This is a genomic window from Streptomyces sp. WAC03905 (assembly GCF_057371075.1).
In genome coordinates this window covers 146,991-172,630 of sequence record NZ_JBXYDZ010000004.1, presented here as the reverse complement: position 1 = coordinate 172,630, position 25,640 = coordinate 146,991, and the positions used below count along the sequence as shown (strand labels likewise).

The 25,640-nt window shown below is 62.9% G+C and carries 25 protein-coding genes and 10 pseudogenes; 20 read left to right on the top strand and 15 right to left on the bottom strand.

The window, feature by feature from the left end; translation table 11 throughout:
• Positions 1 to 1,106, bottom strand: a 1,106-nt coding sequence (locus tag AC2RP6_RS38135) for an IS630 family transposase (RefSeq protein WP_486450703.1), incomplete at its 3' end; no start/stop codon positions are given.
• Between the two features lie 57 nt (positions 1,107 to 1,163).
• On the opposite strand from AC2RP6_RS38135, the gene AC2RP6_RS38130 reads away from it, so the two are divergent.
• Positions 1,164 to 1,937 carry an IS5 family transposase gene (locus AC2RP6_RS38130; RefSeq protein ID WP_486450702.1) on the top strand — a complete coding sequence of 258 codons (774 nt, stop codon included), beginning with the start codon at positions 1,164 to 1,166 and terminating at the stop codon, positions 1,935 to 1,937.
• Entirely contained in the window at positions 1,938 to 2,081 is a 144-nt protein-coding gene (locus tag AC2RP6_RS38125; RefSeq protein ID WP_486450701.1) for a hypothetical protein, read from the top strand.
• A 12-nt stretch (positions 2,082 to 2,093) separates the two neighbouring features.
• Here the strand turns inward: AC2RP6_RS38125 and AC2RP6_RS38120 are convergent, their stop codons facing one another.
• Positions 2,094 to 2,438 carry a hypothetical protein gene (locus AC2RP6_RS38120; protein ID WP_486450700.1) on the bottom strand — a complete coding sequence of 115 codons (345 nt, stop codon included), beginning with the start codon at positions 2,436 to 2,438 and terminating at the stop codon, positions 2,094 to 2,096.
• A gap of 36 nt (positions 2,439 to 2,474) precedes the next feature.
• On the opposite strand from AC2RP6_RS38120, the pseudogene AC2RP6_RS38115 reads away from it, so the two are divergent.
• The 7 genes and pseudogenes from AC2RP6_RS38115 to AC2RP6_RS38085 form a co-directional block, all read left to right on the top strand.
• A pseudogene (locus AC2RP6_RS38115) lies at positions 2,475 to 2,708 on the top strand (IS630 family transposase); the annotation flags it as partial.
• 42 nt (positions 2,709 to 2,750) lie between these two features.
• A complete protein-coding gene (locus AC2RP6_RS38110; protein ID WP_486450699.1) occupies positions 2,751 to 3,026 on the top strand; it encodes a hypothetical protein in 276 nt (91 codons plus the stop codon).
• A gap of 52 nt (positions 3,027 to 3,078) precedes the next feature.
• A pseudogene (locus tag AC2RP6_RS38105) lies at positions 3,079 to 4,732 on the top strand (Tn3 family transposase).
• Positions 4,642 to 4,869, top strand: a complete 228-nt coding sequence (locus tag AC2RP6_RS38100) for a Tn3 family transposase (RefSeq protein WP_486450711.1) — start codon at positions 4,642 to 4,644, stop codon at positions 4,867 to 4,869. The pseudogene AC2RP6_RS38105 and the gene AC2RP6_RS38100 overlap by 91 nt, the downstream one beginning before the upstream one ends.
• Positions 4,778 to 5,146, top strand: a pseudogene (locus AC2RP6_RS38095) (DUF6192 family protein); the annotation flags it as partial. The gene AC2RP6_RS38100 and the pseudogene AC2RP6_RS38095, both read left to right, overlap by 92 nt.
• Before the next feature lie 3 nt (positions 5,147 to 5,149).
• The gene (locus AC2RP6_RS38090; protein ID WP_486444368.1) at positions 5,150 to 5,578 is read left to right on the top strand and encodes a RacP protein; all 429 of its coding nucleotides are present in this window, start codon (positions 5,150 to 5,152) and stop codon (positions 5,576 to 5,578) included.
• Between the two features lie 53 nt (positions 5,579 to 5,631).
• A pseudogene (locus tag AC2RP6_RS38085) lies at positions 5,632 to 6,589 on the top strand (IS5 family transposase); the annotation flags it as partial.
• 3 nt (positions 6,590 to 6,592) lie between these two features.
• Here AC2RP6_RS38085 and AC2RP6_RS38080 read toward each other — a convergent pair.
• A complete protein-coding gene (locus AC2RP6_RS38080; RefSeq protein ID WP_486450716.1) occupies positions 6,593 to 7,195 on the bottom strand; it encodes a hypothetical protein in 603 nt (200 codons plus the stop codon).
• 70 nt (positions 7,196 to 7,265) lie between these two features.
• Complete coding sequence (locus tag AC2RP6_RS38075; protein ID WP_486450698.1) at positions 7,266 to 7,721, bottom strand: hypothetical protein; 456 nt, start codon at positions 7,719 to 7,721, stop codon at positions 7,266 to 7,268.
• Positions 7,722 to 7,822: 101 nt separating this feature from the next.
• Between AC2RP6_RS38075 and AC2RP6_RS38070 the strand changes: the two genes are divergently transcribed.
• The gene (locus AC2RP6_RS38070; RefSeq protein ID WP_486450697.1) at positions 7,823 to 8,182 is read left to right on the top strand and encodes a ParB N-terminal domain-containing protein; all 360 of its coding nucleotides are present in this window, start codon (positions 7,823 to 7,825) and stop codon (positions 8,180 to 8,182) included.
• Between the two features lie 167 nt (positions 8,183 to 8,349).
• Here the strand turns inward: AC2RP6_RS38070 and AC2RP6_RS38065 are convergent, their stop codons facing one another.
• Both AC2RP6_RS38065 and AC2RP6_RS38060 read right to left on the bottom strand, forming a co-directional pair.
• Complete coding sequence (locus AC2RP6_RS38065; protein ID WP_486450710.1) at positions 8,350 to 8,631, bottom strand: transposase; 282 nt, start codon at positions 8,629 to 8,631, stop codon at positions 8,350 to 8,352.
• A gap of 221 nt (positions 8,632 to 8,852) precedes the next feature.
• Positions 8,853 to 9,559, bottom strand: a pseudogene (locus AC2RP6_RS38060) (IS481 family transposase); the annotation flags it as partial.
• A gap of 206 nt (positions 9,560 to 9,765) precedes the next feature.
• On the opposite strand from AC2RP6_RS38060, the pseudogene AC2RP6_RS38055 reads away from it, so the two are divergent.
• Both AC2RP6_RS38055 and AC2RP6_RS38050 read left to right on the top strand, forming a co-directional pair.
• Positions 9,766 to 11,188, top strand: a pseudogene (locus tag AC2RP6_RS38055) (NF041680 family putative transposase).
• Positions 11,175 to 11,689, top strand: a pseudogene (locus AC2RP6_RS38050) (transposase). The pseudogenes AC2RP6_RS38055 and AC2RP6_RS38050 overlap by 14 nt, the downstream one beginning before the upstream one ends.
• A gap of 118 nt (positions 11,690 to 11,807) precedes the next feature.
• Here the strand turns inward: AC2RP6_RS38050 and AC2RP6_RS38045 are convergent.
• From AC2RP6_RS38045 to AC2RP6_RS38030, 4 genes and pseudogenes are all read right to left on the bottom strand, one after another.
• Positions 11,808 to 11,963, bottom strand: coding sequence for a hypothetical protein (locus tag AC2RP6_RS38045; protein ID WP_486444506.1), 156 nt, complete (start codon positions 11,961 to 11,963; stop codon positions 11,808 to 11,810).
• A 147-nt stretch (positions 11,964 to 12,110) separates the two neighbouring features.
• Positions 12,111 to 12,836, bottom strand: coding sequence for a hypothetical protein (locus tag AC2RP6_RS38040; RefSeq protein ID WP_486450715.1), 726 nt, complete (start codon positions 12,834 to 12,836; stop codon positions 12,111 to 12,113).
• Between the two features lie 384 nt (positions 12,837 to 13,220).
• Positions 13,221 to 13,832 (bottom strand): annotated as a pseudogene (locus tag AC2RP6_RS38035) (IS5 family transposase); the annotation flags it as partial.
• A 326-nt stretch (positions 13,833 to 14,158) separates the two neighbouring features.
• Positions 14,159 to 14,887 carry a maleylpyruvate isomerase family mycothiol-dependent enzyme gene (locus tag AC2RP6_RS38030; RefSeq protein WP_486450696.1) on the bottom strand — a complete coding sequence of 243 codons (729 nt, stop codon included), beginning with the start codon at positions 14,885 to 14,887 and terminating at the stop codon, positions 14,159 to 14,161.
• A gap of 683 nt (positions 14,888 to 15,570) precedes the next feature.
• Between AC2RP6_RS38030 and AC2RP6_RS38025 the strand changes: the two genes are divergently transcribed.
• The 4 genes from AC2RP6_RS38025 to AC2RP6_RS38010 all read left to right on the top strand — a co-directional run bounded on the left by AC2RP6_RS38025 (position 15,571) and on the right by AC2RP6_RS38010 (position 18,746).
• Positions 15,571 to 16,788 carry an MFS transporter gene (locus AC2RP6_RS38025; RefSeq protein ID WP_486450695.1) on the top strand — a complete coding sequence of 406 codons (1,218 nt, stop codon included), beginning with the start codon at positions 15,571 to 15,573 and terminating at the stop codon, positions 16,786 to 16,788.
• A gap of 259 nt (positions 16,789 to 17,047) precedes the next feature.
• Positions 17,048 to 17,503 (top strand): hypothetical protein, encoded by a 456-nt coding sequence (locus AC2RP6_RS38020; RefSeq protein ID WP_486450694.1) that lies wholly within the window; start codon positions 17,048 to 17,050, stop codon positions 17,501 to 17,503.
• Positions 17,504 to 17,649: 146 nt separating this feature from the next.
• Complete coding sequence (locus tag AC2RP6_RS38015; RefSeq protein ID WP_486450693.1) at positions 17,650 to 18,570, top strand: tetratricopeptide repeat protein; 921 nt, start codon at positions 17,650 to 17,652, stop codon at positions 18,568 to 18,570.
• Positions 18,537 to 18,746 (top strand): helix-turn-helix domain-containing protein, encoded by a 210-nt coding sequence (locus AC2RP6_RS38010; protein ID WP_486450692.1) that lies wholly within the window; start codon positions 18,537 to 18,539, stop codon positions 18,744 to 18,746. The genes AC2RP6_RS38015 and AC2RP6_RS38010 overlap by 34 nt, the downstream gene beginning before the upstream one ends.
• Before the next feature lie 1,261 nt (positions 18,747 to 20,007).
• Here AC2RP6_RS38010 and AC2RP6_RS38005 read toward each other — a convergent pair.
• On the bottom strand, positions 20,008 to 20,349 hold the full coding sequence (locus AC2RP6_RS38005; RefSeq protein ID WP_486450691.1) for a hypothetical protein: 342 nt from the start codon (positions 20,347 to 20,349) through the stop codon (positions 20,008 to 20,010).
• Positions 20,350 to 20,452: 103 nt separating this feature from the next.
• Here AC2RP6_RS38005 and AC2RP6_RS38000 point away from each other — a divergent pair.
• Positions 20,453 to 20,698: pseudogene (locus tag AC2RP6_RS38000) on the top strand (transposase); the annotation flags it as partial.
• Positions 20,699 to 21,182: 484 nt separating this feature from the next.
• Complete coding sequence (locus AC2RP6_RS37995; protein WP_486450690.1) at positions 21,183 to 21,872, top strand: hypothetical protein; 690 nt, start codon at positions 21,183 to 21,185, stop codon at positions 21,870 to 21,872.
• Positions 21,873 to 22,100: 228 nt separating this feature from the next.
• Here AC2RP6_RS37995 and AC2RP6_RS37990 read toward each other — a convergent pair whose 3' ends face one another.
• On the bottom strand, positions 22,101 to 22,358 hold the full coding sequence (locus AC2RP6_RS37990; RefSeq protein ID WP_486450689.1) for a hypothetical protein: 258 nt from the start codon (positions 22,356 to 22,358) through the stop codon (positions 22,101 to 22,103).
• 53 nt (positions 22,359 to 22,411) lie between these two features.
• Between AC2RP6_RS37990 and AC2RP6_RS37985 the strand changes: the two genes are divergently transcribed.
• Positions 22,412 to 23,503: an IS630 family transposase gene (locus tag AC2RP6_RS37985; protein ID WP_486450688.1), complete on the top strand. Its 1,092-nt coding sequence runs from the start codon at positions 22,412 to 22,414 to the stop codon at positions 23,501 to 23,503.
• Here the strand turns inward: AC2RP6_RS37985 and AC2RP6_RS37980 are convergent.
• Positions 23,501 to 23,602: pseudogene (locus AC2RP6_RS37980) on the bottom strand (transposase); the annotation flags it as partial. The gene AC2RP6_RS37985 and the pseudogene AC2RP6_RS37980 overlap by 3 nt on opposite strands.
• Before the next feature lie 266 nt (positions 23,603 to 23,868).
• On the bottom strand, positions 23,869 to 24,420 hold the full coding sequence (locus AC2RP6_RS37975) for a YceI family protein (protein WP_486450687.1): 552 nt from the start codon (positions 24,418 to 24,420) through the stop codon (positions 23,869 to 23,871).
• 555 nt (positions 24,421 to 24,975) lie between these two features.
• Here AC2RP6_RS37975 and AC2RP6_RS37970 point away from each other — a divergent pair.
• Positions 24,976 to 25,386, top strand: coding sequence for a helix-turn-helix domain-containing protein (locus AC2RP6_RS37970; protein WP_486450686.1), 411 nt, complete (start codon positions 24,976 to 24,978; stop codon positions 25,384 to 25,386).
• Here AC2RP6_RS37970 and AC2RP6_RS37965 read toward each other — a convergent pair.
• The gene (locus AC2RP6_RS37965; protein WP_486444375.1) at positions 25,341 to 25,571 is read right to left on the bottom strand and encodes a hypothetical protein; all 231 of its coding nucleotides are present in this window, start codon (positions 25,569 to 25,571) and stop codon (positions 25,341 to 25,343) included. The genes AC2RP6_RS37970 and AC2RP6_RS37965 overlap by 46 nt on opposite strands.
• Between the last annotated feature and the right edge of the window lie 69 nt (positions 25,572 to 25,640).

The window sequence follows — 25,640 nt, the reverse complement described above, 5'->3', positions numbered from 1 at the left end:
TGTCCTGAGTCGGTAATTCGTCGACAGTACGAAGCGAGCGATTCGAGGATTTGGTCGGCCGTCTTCGTCCAGACGAACGGTTTGGGGTCCTCGTTCCACGAGTCGATCCAGGTGCGGATGTCCTTCTCCAGCGCCTGGACCGACTTGTGGACGCCTCGCCGTATCCGCTTGTTCGTCAGCTCCGCGAACCACCTCTCGACCAGGTTCAGCCAGGACGAGCTGGTGGGCGTGAAGTGCATGTGGAACCGGGGATGGGCCAGCAGCCACTTCTTGACCGCTGCGGTCTTGTGGGTCGCGTAGTTGTCACAGATCAAGTGGACCTGGAGCCCTGCAGGGATCTCCCTGTCGAGTTTGCCCAGGAACTTCTTGAACTCCTCGGCCCGGTGGCGGCGGTGGAGCGATCCGATCACCTTGCCGCTCGCGGCGTCGAAGGCCGCGAACAAGGTGGTGGTGCCGGCGCGGACATAGTCGTGCGAAGCGCGCTCCGGCACCCCGGGCATCATCGGCAGCACCGGCTGCGACCGGTCCAGGGCCTGGATCTGCGACTTCTCATCCACACACAGGACCAGTGCCCGCTCCGGCGGATCGAGATACAGCCCCACCACGTCATGGACCTTGTCGACGAAGAACGGATCGGTGGAAAGCTTGAACGTCTCCGAGCGGTGCGGCTGCAGCCCGAACGCCCGCCACACCCGCGAAACAGTCGACTGCGACAGGCCCGTCTTCTTCGCCATCGACCGGGTCGACCAGTGCGTGGCGTTCTCCGGCTTCGACTCCAGCGTCCGAGCGATCAGATCCGCGACCTGCTCGTCCAGCACCGTGCGAGGACGGCCAGGACGAGGCTCGTCCGACAGCCCGTCGAGACGCTCCGCAAGGAATCGTCGCCGCCACTTCGACACCGTGTCGCGGGACACCCCGACCCGCTCCACAACTGCACGCGTCGACACCGGGAAGCCGTCCTCCCCGACGTCGTCGCAGGCCAGGATCACGCGCGCCCGCATCGCCATGTCCTGCGCAGACTTACGCCGCCGAACCCAGCCCTCCAACACCGACCGCTCGGCATTAGTCAGATTCAACGGCGCAAGCTTCGGCCCCGGACGCGTCATGACACAACACTATGGGAATTTCAGACTCATGACACTAGGGCGTGTCCGGCGGATCTTGTGACTGCCGGATTGCCGACTCGTTGTTCCCGGCGTGGGCGGGGTGATCTGACGAATGCCGAGTGGGGCCGGCTGGAGCCGCACTTGCCGGCGTCGGGGCAGCGTGGCGGCCGGTGGAGCGATCATCGCAAGGTGATCAACGGAATCTTGTTCCGTGTGCGAACGGGCATACCGTGGCGGGATCTTCCGGAGCGTTTCGGCAGCTGGAAGACCGTCTATGAGCGGCATCGGCGCTGGTCAGCGGATGGGACCTGGGACCGGATGTTCCAGGTGGTCCTGGCCGACGCCGATGCTCGCGGACGGACGGGTGGACTGGAGCATGGTCAGCGTGGACTCGACCTCGTGCCGGGCCCACCAGCATGCGGCCGGGGCACCACGGAGAACACCGCGAGTTCCGAAAAAAGATCAACGCCTCGGCAGCACCGGCCCGACGAAGGACTCGGACGCTCCCGGGGTGGCCTGACCTGCAAGATTCACCTCGCCGGCGAAGGGGGACGGAGACCGCTGGCACTGTTGATCACACCAGGCCAGTGGGGCGACAGCCCGCAGCTGATCCCGGTGCTCGAACGGATCCGGGTCAAGCGGCCAGGTGGCGGGCATCCGCGCTCCCGCCCCGACCACCTCGGTGGCGACAAGGCCTACAGCTCCCGTCGGAACCGACGCTACCTGCGCAGACGCCAGATCAAGCACACCATCCCCGAACCGAGGGACCAGCGAGCCAACCGCCAACGCCGAGGCAGTAAGGGCGGCCGGCCCGCCGGGTTCGACAGGTAGATGTACAAGCGACGCAATGAGGTCGAGCGCACGATCAACCGGCTCAAGCACTCCAGAGCCGTGGCCACTCGATACGACAAGCGCGCCTACGTCTTCACGGGGACCGTGACCGTGGCCTCGATCCGCTTGTGGCTCAAGAGCTGACGGCCTGGTCCGTCAGCGGGCTTCCAGCTCTTCGGCCTGCTGGGTGAGCTTCGCCGCGATGTCGTCCCAGTCCGGACCATGCAACCACAGGTTCTGCGCGGCCTCCCGCAGAAGAGCCGGCTCGTCCGGCCGCTGCAGCAGCACGAGCCGATAGGCGAGGTTCCGAATCCACACCGGAAGGTGACCGTCGACCAGGTGCGGGCTGAGTTCACGCAGCATCGAGAGGATCGCGTCCGCGTCAGCGAACGTCAGCTCTTCCACGAAGTAGTGCTCGCGGTGCTCCTGATCGCACGCCGGTGTCGGACCGTACTCATCTCCGTAGAGACACCGGGCGTGCTCGGTCAGTGTGCTATGCATGCGCTGCAGCCTACGACGTCATGATCCGCCGGACAGCCCTTAAGTGCGTCCTGGCTGAACCTGGTCGAGCGGTGGTTGTTCGCCGAGCTCACCCAGAAGAAGCTCAAGCGCGGCGTCCACCACTCCGTCCAGGCCCTCGAACGCGACACCCCAGCCTGGCTCACCGACTGGAACGAACACCCCAGACCGTTCGTCTGGACGAAAACCGCAGACGAGATCCTCGACAAAGTCGCCGCCTACTGCCGACGAATCCCTGACTCAGATCACTAGCGGGCGCGGGCGTCAAAGGAGTACCCGACGAACCTGGAGCGGATGAAGCCGCCGCGGCGCCTGGCGCTGCTGGCGACGCTGTGCCATGTGCGGCAGACGGAGATCACTGACTCGCTGGTGGACCTGTTCATCCAGCTCGTGCTGAAGATCAACACGCGGGCGGAGCGGAAGAAGGTTCGCGGCAAGGAGGCGATGTTGCTGCGGGTCGCGGAGGTGACGCTGTCGGAGCCGTCTGGCACGGTGCGGCGTGATCTTCCCGGTGGTCGGCGGCGAGAAGGCGCTCAAGGCGCTGGCGGCGGCGGACGAGGCCCGCTATAAGGCGCGAGTGCGCACGGTGCTGCGGTCGTCGTACTCGGCGCACTTGCGGCGGATGCTGTCGCCGCTGCTGCGGACGCTGGAGCTGAAGTGCAACAACACCGCCTACCGGCCGGTGATGGACGCGCTTGACCTGCTGGGGCGGTACCTGGAGCAGCCGCTGAAAGAGGGCGCCTTCTTCGACCCGGCCGAGGCGGTGCCGCTGGAGGGCGTGGTGCCCGAGCAGTGGCGGGCGGCCGTGGTGGACAACAAAGGCCGTGTCGAGCGCATCCCGTACGAGCTGTCCGTCCTGGTGCCGCTGCGGGACGCGCTGCGCCGGCGGGAGATCTGGGTGGTGGGCGCGAACCGGTGGCGTAACCCGGAGGGCGACCTGCCCGCCGACTTCGAGGACAACCGGGACGTCCACTACGCCGCTCTGGAGCAGCCGCAGGACGCCAGCGAGTTCATCACCGTGCTTCCGGGCGTCCCTGGACCGCTCCGACCGCGCCTTGGCCGAGGAGACCACGGGCGGGGTGTCGATCGTGAAGAAGCATGGCGAGCCGTGGATCAAGGTGTCCCCACGCCGCAAGCAGGAGGAGCCGAAGCCCTGGTGGCCGTCAAGGCCGAGATCGAACGGCGCTGGGGCACCATCGACCTGCCGGACATCCTGAAGTACGCCGAGTTCGACGCCGATTTCATCTCCGAGTTCACCTCGGTCGCCACCCGCGAGAACCTGTCCAGGGACGTACTGCGGCGCCGGCTGCTGCTGGTCCTGTTCGGGCTGGGCACCAACATGGGCATCAAACGTGTCGCGGTCACCGGAAAGCGCGGCGAGTCCGAGGCGACGCTACGCAGGGTGCGGCACCAGTTCGTCAACCGGGCCAACCTGCGCGCCGCGCTGGTGAAACTCGTGAACGCCTCCCTCGCCGCCCGGGATGAGACGTGGTGGGGCACCGGCACCGGCACCGCCTGCGCCTCCGACAGCCGCAGGTTCGGCACCTGGTCCTCGAACCTGCTGACCGAGTTGCATCAGCGCTACCAGGGCCCCGGCGTGATGATCTACTGGCACGTCGATCGGAAGTCAGTGTGCATCCTCCCAGCTCAAATCCTGCTCGGCCTCCGAGGTCGCCTCGATGATCGAGGGCGTGCTGCGGCACTGCACCGACATGGAGGTCGACCGGCAGTACACCGACACCCACGGCGCGTCCATCGTCGGGTTCGCCTTCGCCCACATGCTCGACTTCAAGCTGATGCCCAGGCTGAAGAACACCGGCTCGGCGGAGCTGTACCGGTCGGCGGCCGGAGAGGATGAGAGCTGGCCGCACCTCGCGCCGGTGCTGTCCAGCAAGACGATCAATTGGGATCTGATCGCCCAGCAGTACGACCAGATCGTGAACTACACCACCGCGCTACGGTTGGGTACCGCAGAGGCCGAGCAGGTCCTGCGGCGCTTCACCCGCAGCGGGCCAAAGCACCCCACCTACCAGGCGATCGAGGAGCTTGGGTGGGCGGTGCGTACGGCGTTCGTCTGCGATTACCTGGCCGATGTCGAGCTGCGGCAGGAGATCCACGAAAGGTGCAAGTGGTGGAGAACTGGAACAGTGCGAACAAGGATCTCTTCTACGGCAAGGACGGCGACCTGGCCGGTGTGGACAAGGAGTCTCAGGAGGTATCCATGCTCGCTCTGCATCTGCTCCAGTCCGCCCTCGTGCACGTCAACACGCTGCTGATGCAGCAGGTACTCGCTGATGAGAAGTGGGCCGCCATGCTCACCGAGGCCGATAGTCGCCTTCCGGGCGATGTCGGAGGACGCCGCCCGCCACCAGGTCAATCACGCCCAGGTCGAGCGGGGCCGGCAGGCCCGTGAGCACTTCGAGCAGACCAGCCCCGTCGCCCCGGCCATCCGCAACATCGACCGATCGGTGGAGTTCCTGGACCTGGTCACCGCCTGCCACGCATTCGTCGCCGCGTCCGGCCGCGTCGTCCCCGGCCTGCGCGAGGCGCCGCTCGGCGACGACGAACGCACCCTCATCCATGAGAACGTCGCACGCGTGAGGGCGACGCTGGACTGCATCGAGACCGCGGTCGACACCGGCAAGGTCGACGTCGACGGAGAGCTGGCCAAACTGCTGCAAGGCGAATAGGCGATGCCTCGCGCTTCCGAGCGCAGATCACCCGCCGCCCAGCGACACGCCGACACCATCCGCTTCGTACTCTTCGAGGCCCGCCCGGCCGGTCTGACCTTCGTTCAGCTGGTCAGATCCAGCGAACTCTCGCCCCACCAGACCCGCTCAGGCCTGACCTGTCTGCGGGACACCATCGCCGAACGTGACTGGCCTCCGCTGATCTGGACCCTGAAGGACGGCTACAAGTTCTGCGCCGACCCGGCCGAGCTCGAGGCATACCAGGTCGCGGTCATCCGCGGCAAGCTCACCGAAATCCGCAGGTTCATCACCGGGACCGTCGCCCCGCCCGCCGCCCTCCAGCCCAAGGGCCGGTGGATCAAACACCTCAACACCCAGCTCAGCTCGGTCGAGTCCACACTTGACGTCATCGCCGACTTCACCGATGCCTGACCGGCGGGGCCAGCCGCTTCGCGGCCGGCCCCGCCCCGTCCATGAGGGGGTAAATGTTGCCGCGCAGGCGCTGCTGTCCCTCCGACACCTGGGACGACGAATGGGCACTGATCGAGCCCATGCTGCCGACACCGGCCTGCGAAACCAAGACCGGCGGCCGTCCCGAGAAACATCCCCGCCGGGAGATCGTGGACGCGATCCGCTATGTCGTCGACACCGGCTGCAAGCGGCGGTCCCTATCCAAGGACTTCCCGCCCTGGCGCACGTGTTACGAGTTCATGGCCCGCCGGGCCGCCTGCGGCGTCGTCGGCCAGATCCGTGACCAGCTCCGCAAGCGGATCCGCCGCGAAATGGGCCGGGCTCCCGGAGCCGTCGCCACCGTCATCGACTCTCAGTCGATCAAGGCCGCCGAGACCGTCGGCAAGAACTCCCGCGGCTACGACGCCGGCAAGAAAATCAACGGCCGCAAGCGGCACCTGGTCGTGGACACCAAGGGCCTGCCGCTGTTCGTCATGGTCACCCCAGCCGATATGACCGATCGCGACGCAGCCAAGGAAGTACTGTTCCGGCTGCGGCTGATGCACCCGGAAATCGCCATCGTCTGGGCTGATGCCGCCTATGCCGGAAAGCTCGTGACCTGGGCAAAGCCATACCTGAACCTGACGATCAAGACCATCAGCCGCCCGAAGTATGTTCCCGGGTTCGTCGTCCTGCCTCGGCGCTGGGTCGTCGAACGCTCACACGCCTGGATCATGCACGCCCGCAGACACGCGCGGGACTACGAACGACTCATCCAGCACTCAGAATCGCTCATCACCTGGGCCGCGATCACCCTCATGACCAGGCGAATCACCCGCAGAAGCTCCCGCAGAACCAAGCAACCGGACTCTCGCGAAGCGCAACGGGACTCATCGAAAAGGCGGTCACGGTCACCACCGCCACCCAGAAGCCGCCCAGCCCATCAGGCCAGCTCGTCCCATCAGATCAGGTCCGAGTTCTCTCTGGCGCCCTCATCTACCACATGAGTCCGGACCAGATCGCTGTCACAGCGGTGACCCCCATGGCCATTGCTCCGCAACCAAGAACGAAGTCACCTGAGCTGCCACCACGAACCGGACCCCGACGTCGGCCGATTCCTGCAACGAACACAGCGGCCACAACACCTGCCGTCCCTCCCAGAAGGCAGAGGAAGACTGCGGGAATCATGCTGAGAAGGGCAATGGCCAAGATCAGTGAACCCGCGGTCACAAGCACCACCGGCTGCATTCTGGCGTCTTCGATCTGCTGGCAGGTCATGACCTGCGGTGAATCACTGGGAGAGTAGGAGACAAGCAACTGGTCCCACGACGCATCTTCGAAGTCAGGTTCCTCTGAGTTTGATCCACCCAGCTCAAGCCGCCTCTCCCAGTCCGCGGCTATCGTCTCCCCCACCGAAACAACGGTTTCAATTTCGCCGCTGCCAGCCACTGCCAATCGAAGTCGCAACTCCTGCCTGGAGACACCGAAGACCACGGCAACGACGGACTGCCGACGCATGGAGAAGCGGCGCCAATACCGCAGCCGGCCCCAGCCAGCAGCCATCAGGGCGGAAGCGCCAAGAGGAACGGCCATCGTCACCCAAGTCGGAAGCACCTGTCCCCCAAGAATCGACTACTGATCACCTTCTCGTTGACCGAACGAGATCACCTCAGTCAACCAAATTGGCCGCAAGAATCGGAAACAGGCTCTTAACCCCGGCGAGGTGAGGCTGCACTGGAGGATCACCTGCAGCTTGCAGTTCGTGGCTGATGCGCTGGCGCCATCGCCGCAGCGTTCCACCGGTTCGGCTCTGCTCCGGAACATGAGGGAAGGGGCCGATGCGGACCAGATCCATGGCGTCCATCTCCACCGTGTTCCATGATCCAGCAGCCCGACGCACCTCCGTCTCCGGCACCCCCCACCGGCCGTCTCCCGCTTGCACCAATCCCACCACGCAGGTGCCGAGCACCACATACCCACCCGCCGGGACGTCTGGAGGGAGCGGGGTGAACACCGCTGAAGCGGACGGAACTGCGCTGCCGACTGTCAACCGGGCCCACAGACCGTCCGCAACGGCCAGACTGAGCAGGCCATTGGCACCGCCCGGGGCGACATGCTCCGACATACCCCAAAGACTAACGACCGGCACCAGCACAGCGACAACCAGTGCTCCGCGCTTCTACCAACTCGCCCTGGAGCTTGGGGCTGGTAAGAAGGGCGCCGCTGATGGGCGCCCCGAAGAAGCCCTGGGCGGACCTTGTCGAGGATTCAGGCAAACCCGGCAGTAAGCACACCGCCAAGGGTGAAGCCGCCAAGCCCGAGGCTCCTCCGACCACGGTGTACATGCACACCCTCATGGGCAACCCGGACAACCCGCGCACCGAAGCCGACTACGCAGACGACGACCTTAAGTTCCGGGAACTCAAGGAGTCGATGAGGTCCGTCGGTCAGCTTCAGTCTGCCGTGGCCACGTCCCGGGAAGCGTTCCTCCGAACCAAGCCCGAGCATCGCAGCCGCGTTGGGGGCGCTGAGTGGATTGTCATCCTCGGCAACCGCCGATTCTACGCAGCCAAGCAGCTCAGCTGAACCAAGTTCGAGATCCGGCTGCGGGACCGTTTGGCCAACGGAGAAGACGACAAGGTCGACGAAGCGGTGGTCATCGAGAACATTCACCGCAAGAGAATTGCCCCGTACTAAAGGGTGTTGCAGAAGGCCGGGCTTGGGCAGGTCGAGGTGGGTTCTGACCTGTTGTTTCAACGGGCCATGGCGGGGTTGTGCATGGTGGCGACGGCCTGGACGGCGTGGTGGAGGCCGTCGCTCTTCTGATGGCAGTCGCAAAGGATCTTCCAGTTCTTCATGCGGGCGAAGGTGTGCTCGACGCGGGCGCGGACCCGGCGGGTGGTTCGGCGTTGTCCTCCTCCTGGCTGGGCAGGGGGCGTCCGGCTCGTCTGCGGTGCGGGACGATCAGTCCGGTGCCGAGCCCCAGTACCCCAGGTCCCGACTGAGTTGCCCTGTCCGTTGACGTCGACAGGCAGGACACGGCCACCGTCGGCGGCGACCAGACCCGAGAGCTTGGACGAAGAGTGGTCTTGCCGACGCCGCCCTTGCCGCTGGCGACGACGTAAACGTTACCCAGCGCCCTCTGTCAATCGGCGGGATTTCGGCGGCATCGAGCACGGGCGTCTGCTCCTGTCGGGGGCGGGGGAAAGGAGCGGCCCGGCGGTAGTGCCCCCCGAGCGCGTCTGGGCGCCGGGCCTTAGGTGTATTGATCCGCAGCGTTGTTGATTCGGTTGATGGGTGGGTGTCCGCCGAGTGCGGTGTGGCTGTGGTGGTGGTTGTAGGTGTGGAGGAAGTCTGTCAGTGCCTGGGTCCGCGCGTTATTCGACTGGTAGGGCTTTTGGTAGGCCCGTTCGTCGGGCAGGGTGCGGTTGAAGCGTTCGGCCTTGCTGTTGGTCTGTGGCCGGTAGGCGCGGGTGAGCTTGCCGGTCGCGCCGAGTTCCGCGAGGGCGGCTTTCCAGGCCAGGTCCTTGTGGTAGGCCCAGGCATTGTCTGTCAGGACCCGTTCGATGCGGGTGATGCCTTGACTGTGGAAGAACGCGGCCGCGCGGGTGAGGAAGCCCGCGCAGGTCGCGGCCTTCTCGTCGCCGTGGATCTCGCTGTAGGCGAGCCGGGAGTGGTCGTCGACGGCGGAGTGGACGTAGTCGAAGCCCACGCCGGACTTGGTTCTGCGGCCGGCCTCGCGGCCCAGGGCACGGTGGCCGCCGCCCTCGGGGATCCGGCCGAGTTTCTTCACGTCCACGTGGACGAGCTCGCCCGGACGCTCGCGTTCATAGCGTCGGATCACCGCTCCGGTCGGGCGATCCAGCCAGGACAGGCGGTTCAGGCGGTGCCGGGTCAGGATCCGGTGGCCGTGGGCAGGCCCAGGATCGGGCCGATCCGGGCCGGGCCGAGTTTGCGGGCCTGTTCCTCGATGAAGCGGTCATCCGCTGTCGTGGGCCCAGACCCCGCCTCAGACGCCTTGACTATGTTCTCGCTGGTCAGAAGCGGCACTCATCCATGATCGGAGTTACACCGAATTCCTTACAGTCCCGTACTGGGTCGTTCACCTGGGGGTTCGCCGAACGTGGGGGCGGCCTTCGTCTGATCATGTGCTCCGGCCAAGGAGGCGCATGACCACGACGAAGGCCGTGAGGGTGAGTCTGCTGCTTGATGCTGTCCGGAGGGGAGCATTCGTGGAAGCGTCACGCTTCCAGGGGGGAGTTCTATGAGTGTCTGACCGCTCGGCGTGACGAGCTGTTCGAGCTGGTGGACGCATTGCTGTGTGCGGACGGTGCGGTGCAGTCCTCGGTGGATCTGACACTGGTGCCCGAGCATCCTCGTGGGCACGAAGCGATATACGGCGGACTGAACCACGGCCGGATCGATGCCGACCGTCTGCGGACGGTGCTCGCCGGCCTGCCACTGCCGCGCTTCGACGGCGGGCGGCTGGTCCTGGCGGTCGATGGGGCACCGTGGCTCCGCTCGGACGCGCCGTGCTCGGCCCACTGTTCTGCCATGTCTACGGTCGGGCGAAGACGGCCTCGCAGTTCATCCCGGGCTTGCCGCATTCCTTCGTGGCCGTGCTGGAGCCGGGTGCCACGTCCTGGACCGCGATCCTCGACGCGGTCCGGCTCGGCCCGGCGGACGACGCCACCGCCGTCACCGCCACCTAGCTCCGAGGAGTCGTTGAGCGGCTCATCGTCGCGGGGTAGTGGCAGGCCGGTAACCCGGATATCGTGATCGTCATGGACGCGGGCTACGACGTCCTCCGCCTGGCCTGGGTCCTGCGTGAGCTGCCGGTCGAGCTTGTCGGCCAGGTCCGTTCCGACCGCGTCATGCGCCTGCCGAAGCCGGTCCGGCTGCCCGGGACGAAGCCGGCCACCCAAGCCACGGTCCGGAATTCCGCTTAACAAAACCGGAGACCTGGCCCGAACCCGCGATCACCACCGTCACCAACACCAGCAACTACGGCAAAGCTGAAACGCAGGCATGGGACCGGGTCCACCCCCGGCTCACCCATCGCTCCTCCTGGCTTGGCCACGACGGCGAACTGCCCTTGGTCGAAGGCACTTTAATCCGGCTCAAGGTAGAGCACCTGTCGAAGGACCGGGACGCCCCAACGGTGTGGTTATGGTCCTCGAAGACGGGTGCCACCTCCACCGATGTGGACCGCTCCTGGCAGGTATTTCTCCGCCGCTTCGACCTGCAGTACACCTTCCGCTTCGCGAAGCAGACCCTCGGCTGGACCACCCCGAAACTCCGTGCTCCCCGAGGCCGCAGATCGCTGGACCTGGATTCTGATCGTCGCCCACACTCAGCTCCGGCTCGCCCGGCCCCTCGCCGCGGACCTCCGCAGGCCCTGGGAGAAACCCGCCGCACGGCCGACTCACCCCGGCCCGGGTCCGCCGAGGATTCAGAAACATCCGCCCACACCTCGCCTGACCGACCTGTGTTCCCAAACCCTGAGGCGCCGGCCCTGGACGGCCACCCGGCGCCAAGAATAAGACTGTGTCCTATGTGGTGAGGCGTTGTTGTCGGTATGGGGCGGGGTAGGTGGAGTTGGATTGTTCCGGATGGGCTGTGGGAGATCGCGGAGCCGCTGATCCCACCGTCGAAGGTGCGGCAAGCCGGGCTCCAAGATGCACGTCCTGTCGGACGCGGCCGGACTGCCCCTCCTCGTCGCGTCACCGCGGCCAACACCCACGACAGCCTCGCGCTGAAACCCATGATCACGGGCAACCAAACGAGACACGACCCCCACCGCGGCCGCCACTTCAAACCCCGGCGTCTGCACGCCGGCAAGGCCTACGACGTACCCGAGCTGCGGAAACGGTTACGCGGGAAGCGATCGGAGTCCGTATCGCACGCAAGGGCATCGAGCCATCGGAACGGCTCGGAAGACGCCGGTGGGTGATCGAGCCGACCATGTCCTGGCTCACCGGCTACCGCCGACTCAACCACCGCTACAAACGCCACCCCCGCAACTACCTGCCATTCCTCGGCCTCGCCGCAGCCCTCTGCTGCTACAAGCGCCACGTCCACCTCACCACATAGGACACGGTCTACAGATCCTGGCCGTGGCTGTGCGGCCGACTTGCGTCCGCCCGCGACGGCCCTGCGCTTTCCTGCCGGACACCAGCGGGTGGGCGCAGGGCCACAGTGCTGCCCGGTATCAGCGGTTCTGCTGCTCGACGGTCGTCTTGAGATCGCGCAGGAGCTCCGTCGTTTCCTGCTTCTTGCTCCAGTCCTCAGGGGCGGACTTGAGGTTGGTCTCGATCTTCTTTACCTTCTCCGCAGCATCCTGCATGCCATGCGACATTTCTGGCATCTTTCCACCTCTCAGAAACGGGCAGACTACCTGACTGCAGCCCGCCGCCTAAAAGCTGTATACCACCCAAATAGTGCGAAGTATCTGACCGTCGTCTTCCTATGGACGGGTGTCGGCCGACGGCACCGGCCGTTCAGCGGCCTCGGTTCACGAGTGGATCCGTCTGCGGCGTTCGGGAAATAAGTTCGCGACGTACGGACACCGCCGGGTAACCCTGGCCAGCCATGTGACGCATCTCAGGCGCAGTTTCGCGGCGGGGCTTCTAGCTGGGGGGGCGGGCCGGTGTGTGGGATGTTCTTGGTGTGAGGGGTGCCGGGCAATGGTTGCGGCCTCGCCTGGTGAGGTGCCCGCGATACGGGGTCCGGGCTGGTCTAGCTCGGCGGTGAGGGTTTGTGTGTCGGTGTGGTGTTCGAGGGCGGTCAGCAGAAGGGGTGCAAGTTCGTGGTTGGGCCAGGCGTCCAGAGGGACGGGACCGAGCAGGTAGCCAGAGACCCACAGCCGGCCCAGGACGCTGGCCGTGGTGGCGCGCAGGGTCGTGAACAGGACAGGGTCGGCGGCGGTTTCAAAGCCGGCTGGTGTCAGATGCAGGGAGTCCATCAGCTCCCAGGCTCGGGCGAAGACGGTTTCGGCGTCCTCGCCCGTGTCTGCCAGAGTGCAGCACGCCTCATCTAGCCAGAGGCTGGCCCGGGTGGCGGCGGCGTGCAGCTCCGCATGTACCTCGACCGTCTGCTCGGGGCACCGTGAAAGCCGCCAGCGAGCCGCCTGCAGTTCCGCGATCAGCGCATCGATGCCGTGTACGGCTTCCAGGCGTGCCTGTCGGGCCCGGGCCTGTACGGCTCCGCTACCGCCACTGGTGTCGTCAGTAGGAGGCATGTATCTATCCTGCTGCCTGCAGGGATGTCCCGCATCACGAGCCTGGCGCCTCGCGAGGGGGAGGAATATGGGCGTGATGGGTCGGACTGGGCCGGGCGCTTGGGTAGAGCTACACAATCCACGGTTACGGGGAAGGGTGGGGCAGCGGTGACGGTCATGAAGGCGGGTCCGGAAACGGGGCGACGAGGGGGTCTGCAGTCCGCAGGACGCCGAGCAGGCGCTGGAGCTAATCGCTGCGGACCGGCTACCCGGCCAGCCCTCGGTCACAACCGGGGTGCTGGGCGACGCGCTGGCTGCAATTCGCCCCGACAGCGTGGAGGACCCGCGCACGGATGTGATGGCCGTCCACGGACGGCCAGATCGTAGGGTGATCTCCTTCGCTAACCGCACCAAGGCTCGGCACGCCGACGTCCACACACTGAGGCCTTTCAGAGTGGCGAAGGGCCGGGTTCGGCGCCTGCCGGGGCCGTTGCGGGGCACTCTGATGCGGGCCATCACCGTCTCGAAAGCGGGTGCGTCACCGGCCTGGCCTGCCGTGATAGTGAATGCCAGAGGCCTTGCTCCGCCGTCTGCGGCGAGGTGGACCTTGGTGCTCAGCCCGCCGCGCGAGCGTCCGAGTGCGTGATCGGCGGGCTCGTCTGATTCTGCCGCCCCTTTCTGCGTGCTCCAGCGGCGTGCTGATGGCCCGACGATCGTGGAGTCCACGGACACAGTCCAGTCGATGTCGTCAGCGGCGCCCGCCGCTGCCAGGACGGCGGCCAGGATCGCCTCCCAGGTGCCGTCGACTGCCCATCTGATCAGTCGCTTGTGGGCGGTCTGGAAAGGGCCGAGTTCGTCGGGAAGGTCCCGCTAGGGCGAGCTGGTGCGGTACTTCCACGCAATGGCCTCGAGCGTTCGGCGGTGATCGGCCCATCGCCTGCCGTGGACCGGATCGGCCGGCATCAGCGGCTCGATCCGGCCCCACATCGCATCAGTGATCACCAATCGGACAGACACATCCGATCAACTGATCAGCCCATCAAAGAGACACGCGCTAGCGCCAAGATCACCCACGCCAGCACATACCCGCCAACAGCGGCTATCAGGGCGCCAGACTGATATCCGTGTCAGGCCAAAGGACAAACCTAACTCCGCTTATCTAGAAGAAGGATACTCTAAAAAAGGTCTGAGCAGCATGGGAGCACGTCTCTGCCCGCATGGGGAACTGGAAGCTCTCGCGCTTTCTGCCTCACGATGATGGCGTACGCCGCGCGTAAGATGCTGCCATCGCTCACATATGCGAATTCCATAGGCCTTGCAACCCAGCGTGCACAACCTGTTGCCTATGTAGCGTAGTTACGCAAAAGACTTAACGAAACTGCCGCATGAGGGCCTTGAGTTACCAAACCTGACGCCTCCGCCTCCAAACGTCGAGCACCGACTCGGCAGAAACTACCCGCGTCTCCGATGATTGTATTTTCTGCATCCGATGGACCAAATTCCCACAAAATGCCACCCGGTCCATTTAGTTTGCAATTTACTTCAACAGTGGGTAGATGGGCAACCTGAAAGGCGTATGGCAGCGACCGGTGACCAAGCCAGGCAATATGGAATAAACGCTCAGTATCGAGCATTTTTATGCCTAGTGGTCTGGTGATGTCTAAGCTGTGAGCCCAGTGCTCTGCAAGGCGAGTGGTCGCTAGCGTTTGGGGCCTTAGCCTTGTTCGCGCCCAGGGAACGCGGCACCGTTTGTCCGCGCTCCGCAATGCGGAAATTGACCGGCGGCGTTGAGTTTTCCAACGAACAAATACTTCCTTGGGGGTAGCGTCATCGCCGCGAACCCATTGATTCATGGCCTCGTCAACCGAGCTGTTCTCGGGCATGGGCCAGATGTCGTCGCGCACGCTCGATACCACACATGCTTCTGTCTGAGCTAAGTGCAGTACAACGTCACGCACTGTCCAACCTTCAGCAGCCGAGGGCTCTCGCCATTGCTGATTACTGAGCCCGCTGAGTATCTCCTCAAGGGAAATCTGCTCTTCTTCAAGAGCGTCGATGGGATCGCTGGTCATGCATTCTCCTTAGGTGTGCTGATACATGCAGTTAAATGATCATTATCTATGATCGAGAAGCCTCGGCGTTTGTCGCATCTTATACCGATATAAGCAGACCCGAGTATTCCCCCTAACCCTTGTCGCACCCAAAATACGCCCTTGCTGTGGCATATGGGGTTCATATGCCACACTTTAGAGCAGTAATTGCTCATTCCACGCAAAATTCGTTGCCGGAAAATTATAAAGCGATATATTGACGCCCATGAGTTCTCCAGCCATTTCAATGGCCTTGGCGCTTTGCGCAAACCGATTGCCGACTTTTCATATGGTGGAGCATGTGGCGGGAGAATCTATTGGCAGTCGGCAAGTGTAATTGCATTTCACGTCGACAGAAGGTGAAAACGCATACGAACCTAGCGAAACCGCAATTGATTTGTCAGGTACAAGGAATTTGACTCGGCTAACGCCCGAAAGCCACCCAAGATGCGCTCAATTACATGAAAAGTATCGCTTGCGGATGAACACCCACTCAATCGCGTGTTTCGAAAATGAAAGGGAGATCGGTTGGCGATTTCTAGGGGACTTTCCGATTTCCCTTGGTCGATGTCAGTTAAAGGAGCGTATTCCACTCACCCCAAGAAAGGAACTGTAATTCGAAACGGCCGTCTGGGTCTCTCATTTAAGGCTGGAGTGCAGGCGGGATGACCATAATGATGCCACGCATAGCTCGAGGTGCATGGTGGGTGATCAGTGCGGAGCTAGTGTCAGCGCTCGGCTCAGGTATGGCTGCCCCGCTCCTGGTCGTGTACCTGCACGCGGTTCGTGATATTCCACTCGGGATTGCGACACTGGCAGCTGTGCTAGGTCCGTTGATTAGCTTGTTTGGCAACCCTTTTGGTGGCCTAATCGCAGATCGGTACGGCGCCCGGTGTGTCTCCATCACGGGTTTGAGCGTGGCAGCGGTCGGTACATCCGCCCTGGGAGTGGCGCAATCCTTGCCCGCAGTTATGGCAGCTATCACTCTCTTAGGTGGGGGCCTGTCCGTAGCTCTGCCTTCGCTGGCCAGCCTCCTCGGCCACCTCATTCCAGCAGAGCAGCGACCCGCCGCCTTTGCTCTCCGCTTCCTGTCACTGAACCTCGGATTTGGCCTCGGCGGGTTTCTTACCGTATTAGCTGTTGACATCCGCCACCCATCGTCCTTCACCCTCGCCTATGGTTTCGACAGCGCTACATTCCTCCTGGCAGCGCTTCTTATCGCTACCCCGGCCTTGCGCGGAGTGGCACCCGCTCATAAAGGACGCATCCCGCTGGGAGAAGCCATACCCCGAAGCCGACGCCTGTTGGCTGTCTGTTCACTCGGCGCACTGCTCACAATGGTTGGCTTCAGCCAGTTCAAAATAGCGACTTACGGCATCACCGGCGCCGAAGCCTCGTTGCTTGCGCTGGCCTATTTGGCGAATACGCTGACAATCGTTGCTGCACAGATTCCAATAATGCATCTGACTCGGTCCTGGCCGCGACACAAGACCCTAGCGATCATCGGTCCCTTGTGGGCCGTGGCTTGGCTGCTGGTCGAGCTGACAACTAGTTGGAGCGGATGTCTGATTATTTCCGCCAGCATAATTGCCCTCGGCGAGTGTTTTATGGCAGCCAGTTTATCGCCCTTTGTCAACGAGCTCGCCCCCGACGAAGAACGCGGTCGCTACAATGCGGCCTTCCTGATGTCCTGCACCCTCGGTAATCTCGCTGGTCCCGCCCTCGCCAGCGCTATGCTCGCCGCGGAAATGGGTGCTAATCTCGCGCTGGCTTTCGCGGTCGTCGCCCTTCTCGTCACTCCCCTTAGCCTGCGCTTATCGCATCCTACAGAAGCAGCGGACTCGCCACCCACCAGTGCGTGCGCGTCGCCACCGAACTACTAAGAGTTCCCAGTTCAGAGCAGCGGTGGATGCCGTCCGTCTTACCATTTAGCGATCCGCTGCGCCTGGCGTCCTGTCCGGATAAATCTCCATATGCCTCATGTCTGCGACCGCTCTAGATTCCGGACATTCTTCATGGCTGAGCGTACATAAGTACTGATTAACCATGCTCGCCCAGCGAGCTTGATGTTTAATTCGGACCGTAGAAGTAGCGATGCTGATAGCACGAGCTAGTCGAACGAAAAATTGAGGGAGTTTAGCGATGAGCAGCACGAACCACGCTGAGCCGATGGTTGAGCGTGACGACCTTATTGCGTCGAACCACGCTGAGCCGATGGTTGAGCGTGACGACCTTATTGCGTCGAACCATGCTGAGCCGATGGTTGAGCGTGACGACCTTATTGCGTCGAACCACGCTGAGCCGATGGTTGAGCGTGACGACCTTATTGCGTCGAACCACGCTGAGCCGATGGTTGAGCGTGACGACCTTATTGCGTCGAACCACGCTGAGCCGATGGTTGAGCGTGACGACCTTATTGCGTCGAACCATGCTGAGCCGATGGTTGAGCGTGACGACCTTATTGCGTCGAACCACGCTGAGCCGATGGTTGAGCGTGACGACCTTATTGCGTCGAACCACGCTGAGCCGATGGTTGAGCGTGACGACCTTATTGCGTCGAACCACGCTGAGCCGATGGTTGAATCTAGCAGTCTTTAGATTTAAACTCGGGGGCGAGAACGGTAAACGTTCTCGCCCCCGGGCTCTCGAGCCAATTTGGGAGAAGTTCTTGGCCAATCAGAGAAAAAATCAGCAAAAGAATAAAAATAAATCTCTCCAGCACCTCGGGGCGGCCGGATCTGAATATGTCTAGACTGAAGATAAGGGAATTCTTGCGGGAGGCTGCGCTTTTGGAGCGTAGCGGGCAATTTGACGCAGCGTTGCAATCAGTAAAATCGGCAGTACGGCTAGCGGGCTGCCTAGGTGAAGATTCTATAAATCAACACTTGAAAATTCGAACTTGGCGTTCAGGTGCGGAATTGTTGCTTGCTCAAGGCAGGTACTCGGTCGCCGAAAGAATATTCCGTCGGGCGGCGCGAGATTCTGAGACCTTATTCGGTTCATTGGATACAGAATTCGCTTCATGCCTCAACGGCTTAGGCATTTTGCTTCGCTATACAGGCCGGAATAACGAGGCAGCCGCCTGCTATCATCAGGCACTCCAGGCTTTCAATTCAGCCAACGAAGAAGAACGATCTGCCACCGTTATGCATAACCTTGCTGGTCTATATTTTTCCGAGAACAGGTTAGAGGATGCGGAGAGCGCTATAAGAGAGGCCCTAAAAATTCGCACTCGGATTCCGCGAGAAAATTGCGTGGCCGCTATCGCGGCCGATCAACTTTGCTTGGCGTCCATACTTACACAAGCTGGAAGGCCCGATGCAAGGCACTATGCCGAGCTGGCATTACATGCCTATCGGCAGCTGTATGGAGCGAGCCACATTGAGGTGGGTTACTGCTTGCATGTACTCGGTCATATAAGTGCGGCTTCCGGCAATACCACTGTAGCGCTGGATCAATTTGAGCGGGCTTTGGTCATTAAACGCAAATCGTTGAGTTCACTCCATCCCGATCTCCTCTCTACACTAATTAATTTAGTCTGCCTCTCTGAAGGGAAAAGTCGATCGCATTGGGCTGTGCAGGCAGAGCAGATAGCTGATTCGTTGTCCTATGCGCACCCTATGCGGCAGCGTTGGATAAGAACGGGCGTTCTCGTTGGCTCGTAAGACCGAGGTACAGTTTCTGGCGGCACGCAGAACCTCGGTTTTTGACCGTATACGAATGGGAGTGGATACGCGACCTCCACGCCGCCGGCCAGTCGTTGCGGGCCATCGAACGGGCCCTGGGGCGCCCAGCCAGCACTATTTCGCGCGAGCTGACTTTCCTAAGGGCACCGATCTGAGCGCGCGGTCAGGAGCCGCTTCCTCCCGTCGACGGCCGAATTCGGGCTCGTAGGCGTTCGCTGAGCACAACATCATGCGGTAGCCGCTTCAGCTCCCGCGCTTCAACATCCACGCCCTGCCACTTTAGGATGTCGGCCAGGGAGTTCAGATGGCTGCCATTCTTCTGCTCATGGGTTTCGCCACTGTTCGGCTCGTCCGGACCGGCCACCGTCCGGCCGTCCATTTCGATTTCTTCGACAGATATTCGTAGCTGGGTGCCCCGTTGGGGCCGATGAGATCCACCGACGGTAGTCAAGCAACACCAGGATGCTGTCATCTGCAAGTGCAGCCTCAAGCCGGGCAGTCACCAACATGTGCTGAGCGTCCGTGGCGGCCTCATCAGATCGACATAAGTTATCAAATCAAACAAGTCACAGCAGTCACGTTGCCCTCCTCTTGGCTCGTGAGCTAATGGCTCGAGCCGTCGCGCTGAGTAAATTTTACCTATTCACTATGACTCCAGCAGGGTTTTCCCGTGCGCTACGGTCGTCGCTGTCCTGATGCAGAGGGCGGCATGGTTGAGATCTCTCACCCTGCAAGGGTAGACCGGCCGGTCGGCGTCTGACGGTAGAGCATGGGCCTTGGTGGCCATCGCGTTGACTATCGAAGGGGCGCCCGCATCCTGCTATGTTCGATATCTGCATGTTAAAATAGCTAGCCTCATCCGCCGAGGGGTCGAAGAAGTTGCATTTATCCGAAATCGCTACTACTGGCCCGCCCGATATGGCGGACAGGTGATTAATGAAGATATTAATGATATGTTCGCTTATTGGGTTCACCTTACTGCTTGCCTACATTGACGCTGAGGCTTCGAGTGGTAGTTCAAATAGAAACTTCTGCGAGCCTCCAAGCTGTGTTTATTACGTATACCCCGAAGAAGGGCGGCAACCTTAGTTTCTCGAGTCGGGAATTTTTTCAGACAACTGGCAGTCGCTGTATCTGCTTGTTGGTTGACTCGGTGAGGCATCGCTCGGCGGGGTGCAGCCAGGCGATCTGGTCGGTGTGAAGTGCAGGTGGAAACCGGGGTTGGGCCAGCAATTATTTTTTGGATGGCGGGGTTCCTGTGGGTGGCGTAGTTTTCGCAGACGAGGTGGACGTCCAGGTCGGCAGGCACCTCTTTGTCGAGCTTGTCCAGGAACTTTGTGAATTCCTCGGTGCGGTGGCAGCGCTGCAGGGAGTCCATACAAAGGAGAAGGCGTCGCCGTCGGCCTTCGTAATTCGCTAAACAACGCAATAGCATCCAACGATGTCCCCGCCCTGCAGAAGTTCGAGACGAGCCTGATCAAGACGACGCACGAGGGCATGAAGCTGATCGGCCGGCGTGAGGCTGATGAGCTCACCCGCCTCTACAAGGATCGCAACCTCTGTGACCACCCGGCCTTCGTCGCCGAAGCTGCAGACCATTTCGACCCGTCGCCCGAACTCGCGCGGGCGCACCTGACAGCCGCAGTGGACGCACTGCTCTTCCACCCAGCCGTTACCGGTCGCAAGGCCATCGAACGGTTCGCGCGGGAAATCGCCTCCGACTCTTTTCTCCGCGAGGGCCAAAGACTCAACGACCACCTAGTCGATAGAGCTGGCCTCATACGCTCGAAGGATCACCCGGAAACCAGTGGCGGGCCAGTTTCTCAACACTGCGTCGGTGCCCTCGCTGCGAACCAGCATCGTCGAGATCCGCCGGATCCACTGCACCACCAACGCCATCGATTCCGTCAACGCCCGCATCCGCCGGGCCGTGAGGACCCGCGGCCACTTCCCCTCCGAGAACGCCGCCCTGAAGTGCGTCTACCTCGCGGCGATGTCCCTCACCCCGACGGGCACCGGCCGCAAACGCTGGACCACCCGCTGGAAGCGGGCCTTCCAAGCCTTCGACATCGCCTTCGACGGCCCCCTCACCAACAACCGAATCTGACCCGACCAGTCAACCCAATTACACCAAAAACTCTACAGAACCGGGCAAGGGCGGCTGAGAAACGGGCCGGCGTGGGCGGATAGTGTGGGGGATGTAATCGCTGTAGCGGTCTTGGAGGAGGCAGGCATGCTCCGGGCAACGGCGACCTCTGGCTCTTCATCAAACTGTACGGGAAGGACCTGTACCTGAAGCCCGGGTACGCCTTCATGGTCGCGGCTGAGCCTAGGGCGTCGCCGTCTGGTTCTCCACCGTCGACTTGAAGGGAGGTGTCACGGTGTGGCCTTACGAGCATGATGACCCGACCCAGATCGTGCTGGAGGGCACACTGACGCCAACGGCCCGACCCCCAGAGACCTCTGAAGTTGCTGTCTCCACGGCTTTGAGAGGGCACCCCGGCTTAGCCGCGCTACACAGATGAGTGCCCGCGCGGCATCTTGCAGTTACGGTTGCAACTCCTGCGATATTGGAAGGTAGAGTTAGCGGCATGAGCGGAATCGGATGGAAAATTGGTTTAGGGCCGGGTCTAGAAGATGAGCACGCACGCGCCGAATTGCATCGAGCCATATGGAATACCGTCTCCTCCCGCATCGACGACCTGACCGGGCTACCCGCACGCCGCGTATTCAACGAGTATTTATCCATGGCGACCGACGGGTTTGTAGACGGCACATTTTACACGACGCCAACTTCTCTCTGGTACACGTTCACAGACTCGGCTGGGCTCTGCGATTGGGAAATGGAGGCTTCGTACCACTGGTCGTTGCTTGCGGCGCTGGACTGCTGGGACCGCATCATTTCTCTGGCAACGACGCGCGGGGTGGTTCTGGACCCACCAGTCGTACCTGTGACGGCGCGTGCATTGGTGGATGAGAAAATAGCTGCTGTTTCCCTCAACGGCAGTATAACGCCGTCGCTGGGTGGGCTGTTGACATGCAGGTCGAGAGTTGTGATGTTTGTCATCGACAATGACTTGTGGTTTACTCGCTCGGCTGACGAACCTGGCGACGGTCATCGCCTGTGGCTGTCGCATGAGGTGGCATCCACTCTGGGCGCACAAACCGATGAGGATCGGGCCTGCATCGCACAGCTCATCAGATCCGGGACGTGTGCCTGCGAGCCGTGTCAGCGGCTGCGGTTAGAATACGGCTTTCGCCAGGCCCCCCAGCCTGCCTAAAGTTTTTTGCAAAGGCTCCGTAGTGAGCATTTCTCTTGTATGGATGTGGCGTTGTGGGGGTGCAGAGACGGTCACGGGCTTAGGCATCGACCGGTGAGCGAAACTGCAGGTAGCGCTGGGGCCCAGTGACCTGAGGTATAGGTGCGCGGACGTAGACGATCCGTCGCAGAGCCGCACGGTCCGCGCCCAATGCCAGATACTTGGTCCCCTTATGGGCGGAAAGGTTGTCTAAGGGCTGTCCCGTAAGCGGGTCCGCGGTCGGGGCTTCAGAGGACCCAGCGGGACGTCTTTCGCGATGCAGAGCCGCAGAACGCCCGCCAGCTGGCGGGCGTCCTCGATGTGCTGGAAGAGCTGGTCGCCGGCCTCCTGTGTCCACTGGTCGGTGATCGCTTCCAGCCGGACCAGAATCGAAGCGCATTCGGCAGGCGAAAGGTCGTCGCCGCCGGCATCCGGATGATCGAGGAGTGGCTCCAGAACGGTGGACACCTCGCTCCACGGGCGCTAGGTGACCTGAGTCGGAGATTCGTCGTTGGTTGGGTGTGAGTCGTCCTGGACCCAAGGTCGCGCCGTTGTCTGTGACCGATGTCCAGCGGGCAGTGCTCGAGGGGTGGGTGCGTCGCCGTTCAACAGCCCAGGTGTTGGCGTTACGGTCCCGGATCGTGCTCGAGTCTGCCGGGGGACATTCGATTGCGGAGGTGTCGCGCCGTCTTGGGATCGCTCCCGAGACGGTCCGCACCTGGCGGCGCCGGTTCCTCGACAGAGGCGTGGAAGGCCTGCATGACCAGCCGCGACCCGGCGTCCCTCGGAAGATCACCGACGCGGACATCGAGCGTGTGATCGTCAAAACTCTCGAAGAGACACCAAAGAACGCCACACACTGGTCGACCAGGTCGATGGCCGCGGCGACAGGGATGTCGCAGTCGGCGATTTCGAGGATCTGGCGGGCCTTCGCCCTGGCCCCCCACCGGTCCCAGACCTGCAAGCTGTCCACGGATCCGCTGTTCATCGACAAGGTCCGCGATGTCGTCGGCCTCTATCTCGACCCGCCGGAGAAGGCCTTGGTCCTCTGCGTGGACGAGAAGTCGCAGATCCAGGCCCCCGACCGGTCCCAGCCGGTCCTGCCGATGATGCCCGGCGTTCCCGAACGCCGCAGTCACGACTACATCCGAGCCGGCACCACCACCCTCTTCGCGGCCCTCGAAGTCGCGACCGGCAAGGTCATCGAATCCCTCCACCGCCGCCACCGGGCAGCGGAGTTCAAGAAGTTCCTGGCCAAGGTCGACAAGGAGGTGCCCGCCGACCTGCAGGTCCACCTGATCCTCGACAACTACGCCACACACAAGACACCGGAGATCAAGAGGTGGCTGCTGGCGCATCCGCGGTTCCACCTGCACTTCACACCCACCAGTTCGCCGTGGCTGAACCTGGTCGAACGGTGGTTCGCCGAGCTCACGCAGAAGAAACTCAAGCACGGCGCCCACCGCTCGGTCCAGGCCCTCGAACGGGACATCCGGGCCTGGCTCACCGACTGGAACGACCACCCACGACCCTTCGTCTGGACGAAGACCGCCGACGAGATCCTCGACAAGGTCGCCGCCTACTACAACCGAATCTCCGACTCAGGTCACTAGAGCGGACTCCAGCAGCCGCTTCGTCAGCTGCCGGAGCAGCCCGCCCTCACCCGTCAACTGCAAGCCCTCCGTCTGGGCCCGGACCACAAGTTCCTCGATGAAGCGGTCATCCGCAGTCGTAGGCCCAGACCCCTTACTATGTTCTCACTGGTCACAAGCGGCACTCATCCATGATCGGAGTTACACCGAATTCCGCACAGTCCCTAGCAGAGAAGCTGGAACGGTTCACTTGGGCTGGCTCTGGATTCGAACGGCCCCTGCCGTCCCAGGCCATTGGTCTATGCCGTTCGGCATAGTGATGGCGCGGTCTCGCTGGCGAGGACCGCGCCGTGTGATCGCCTCCTGGGCCGGCTGTGCCAGCCGACTCAGCTCTGCTTGACCGCGGAGATGTCGAATTCCAGGACGATTTTGTCGCCGACCAGGACGCCCCCGCCTTCGAGAGCCGCGTTCCAGGTGACGCCGAACTCCTTGCGGGAAATGGCCACCGAGCCTTCCAGACCGACCCGCAGGTTGCCGAAGGGGTCGACGGCGTTGCCGGTGTACTCGAAGTCGATGGTGACCGGCTTGGTCATGTCCTTGATGGTCAGGTCGCCGGTGACGCGGTATTCGGTGTCGGACTTCGCCTCGATAGAAATGGTGCGGAAGACGATGTCGGGGAAGCTCGGAGCGTCCAGGAAGTCGTTGGTGCGCAGGTGCTGGTCGCGCTGCTCAACGCCGGTGTCGATGCTCTCGGTCTTGATAACCACTTGGCCGGTGGACGCGGCCGGGTCGGCGCCGTCCAGATGCGCGGTGCCCTCGAACTGATGGAAGGCGCCGCGGACCTTGGTGACCATGGCGTGGCGTGCGATGAACCCGATGCGGGTGTGGGCCGGGTCGAGGACGTAGTCCCCCGTGAGCTCGGGAATCGAGACGGTCATGGGTAGTTACCTCCGTAAGGTCACGATCCCGACGATGGGGCCGCCCAGATCATTCCCTACGCACGCTAAGGGGCCCACGGCTCCCAATCCGGCCGAACGCGCGAGGCCGCAGCGGAGTGCCCCTGATTGGGTGCCCCCCAGGCTGCCGCCTTGCCGCCAGAAGTCGGCGCTCCGAACGGCCGGTCCGCACCCCCTTGACCGGCAGGTCACAGCGCCGCGCTGCCGTCCTCTGGCGGGATGGGGGCAATGTGTAGGGCAACCTGGCGCGGTGCCCGCGGCGGTCGGCCCCGCCCCTGGCATCGAGGCCCGGCCCGAGGAGCCGCTCAGCCCGTGCCAATATGGCGTGCGTGGGCTAGTGACCTGAGTCAGAGATTCATTGTTGGTCTGGCATGGGTCGTCCGGGTCCGAAGATTCCGCCGTTGTCGGTCACTGATGTCCAGCGGGCGGTGCTGGAAGGCTGGTTACGTCGCCGCACGACGGCCCAGGCTTGGTCCAGCGGTCGCGGATCGTGCTGGAGTGCGCTGAGGGCCACTCGATCATGGAGGTGTCACGCCGGTGCGGATCGTGCCGGACACGGTCCGCGCCTGGCGGCGCCGTTTCATCGAGCGGGGCCTGGACGGCTTGTGCGACGACCCGCGGCCTGGTGTCCCTCGGAAGATCACCGATGCCGACGTCGAGCGGGTCATCGTCAATACGTTCGAGGAGACACCGAGGAACGCGACCCACTGGTCGACCAGGTCGATGGCGGCGGCCGCGGGCATGTCGCAGTCGACGGTCTCGCGGATCTGGCCCTGGCGCCGCACCGGTCGCAGACGTTCAACCTGTCTACGGACCCTCTGTTCATCGACAAGGTCCGTGACGTCGTCGGCCTCTACCTCGACCCGCCAGAGAAGGCACTCGTCCTCTGTGCGGACGAGGAGTCACAGATCCAGGCCCTGGACAGGTCCCAGCCGGTCCTGCCGATGATGCCCGGCGCCCCCGAACGCCGCAGCCACGACTACATCCGAGCCGGCACCACCACCCTCTTCGCCTCGCTCGAGGTCGCCACCGGCAAAGTGATCGGCTCCCTCCACCACCGCCACCGGGCAGCAGAGTTCAAGGAGTTCCTCACCAAGCTGGACAAGGAAGTCCCAGCTGATCTGCAGGTTCATCTGGATCCTGGACAACTACGCGACCTACAAGAGGCCCGACATCAAGAAGTGACTGCTGGCCCACCCTCG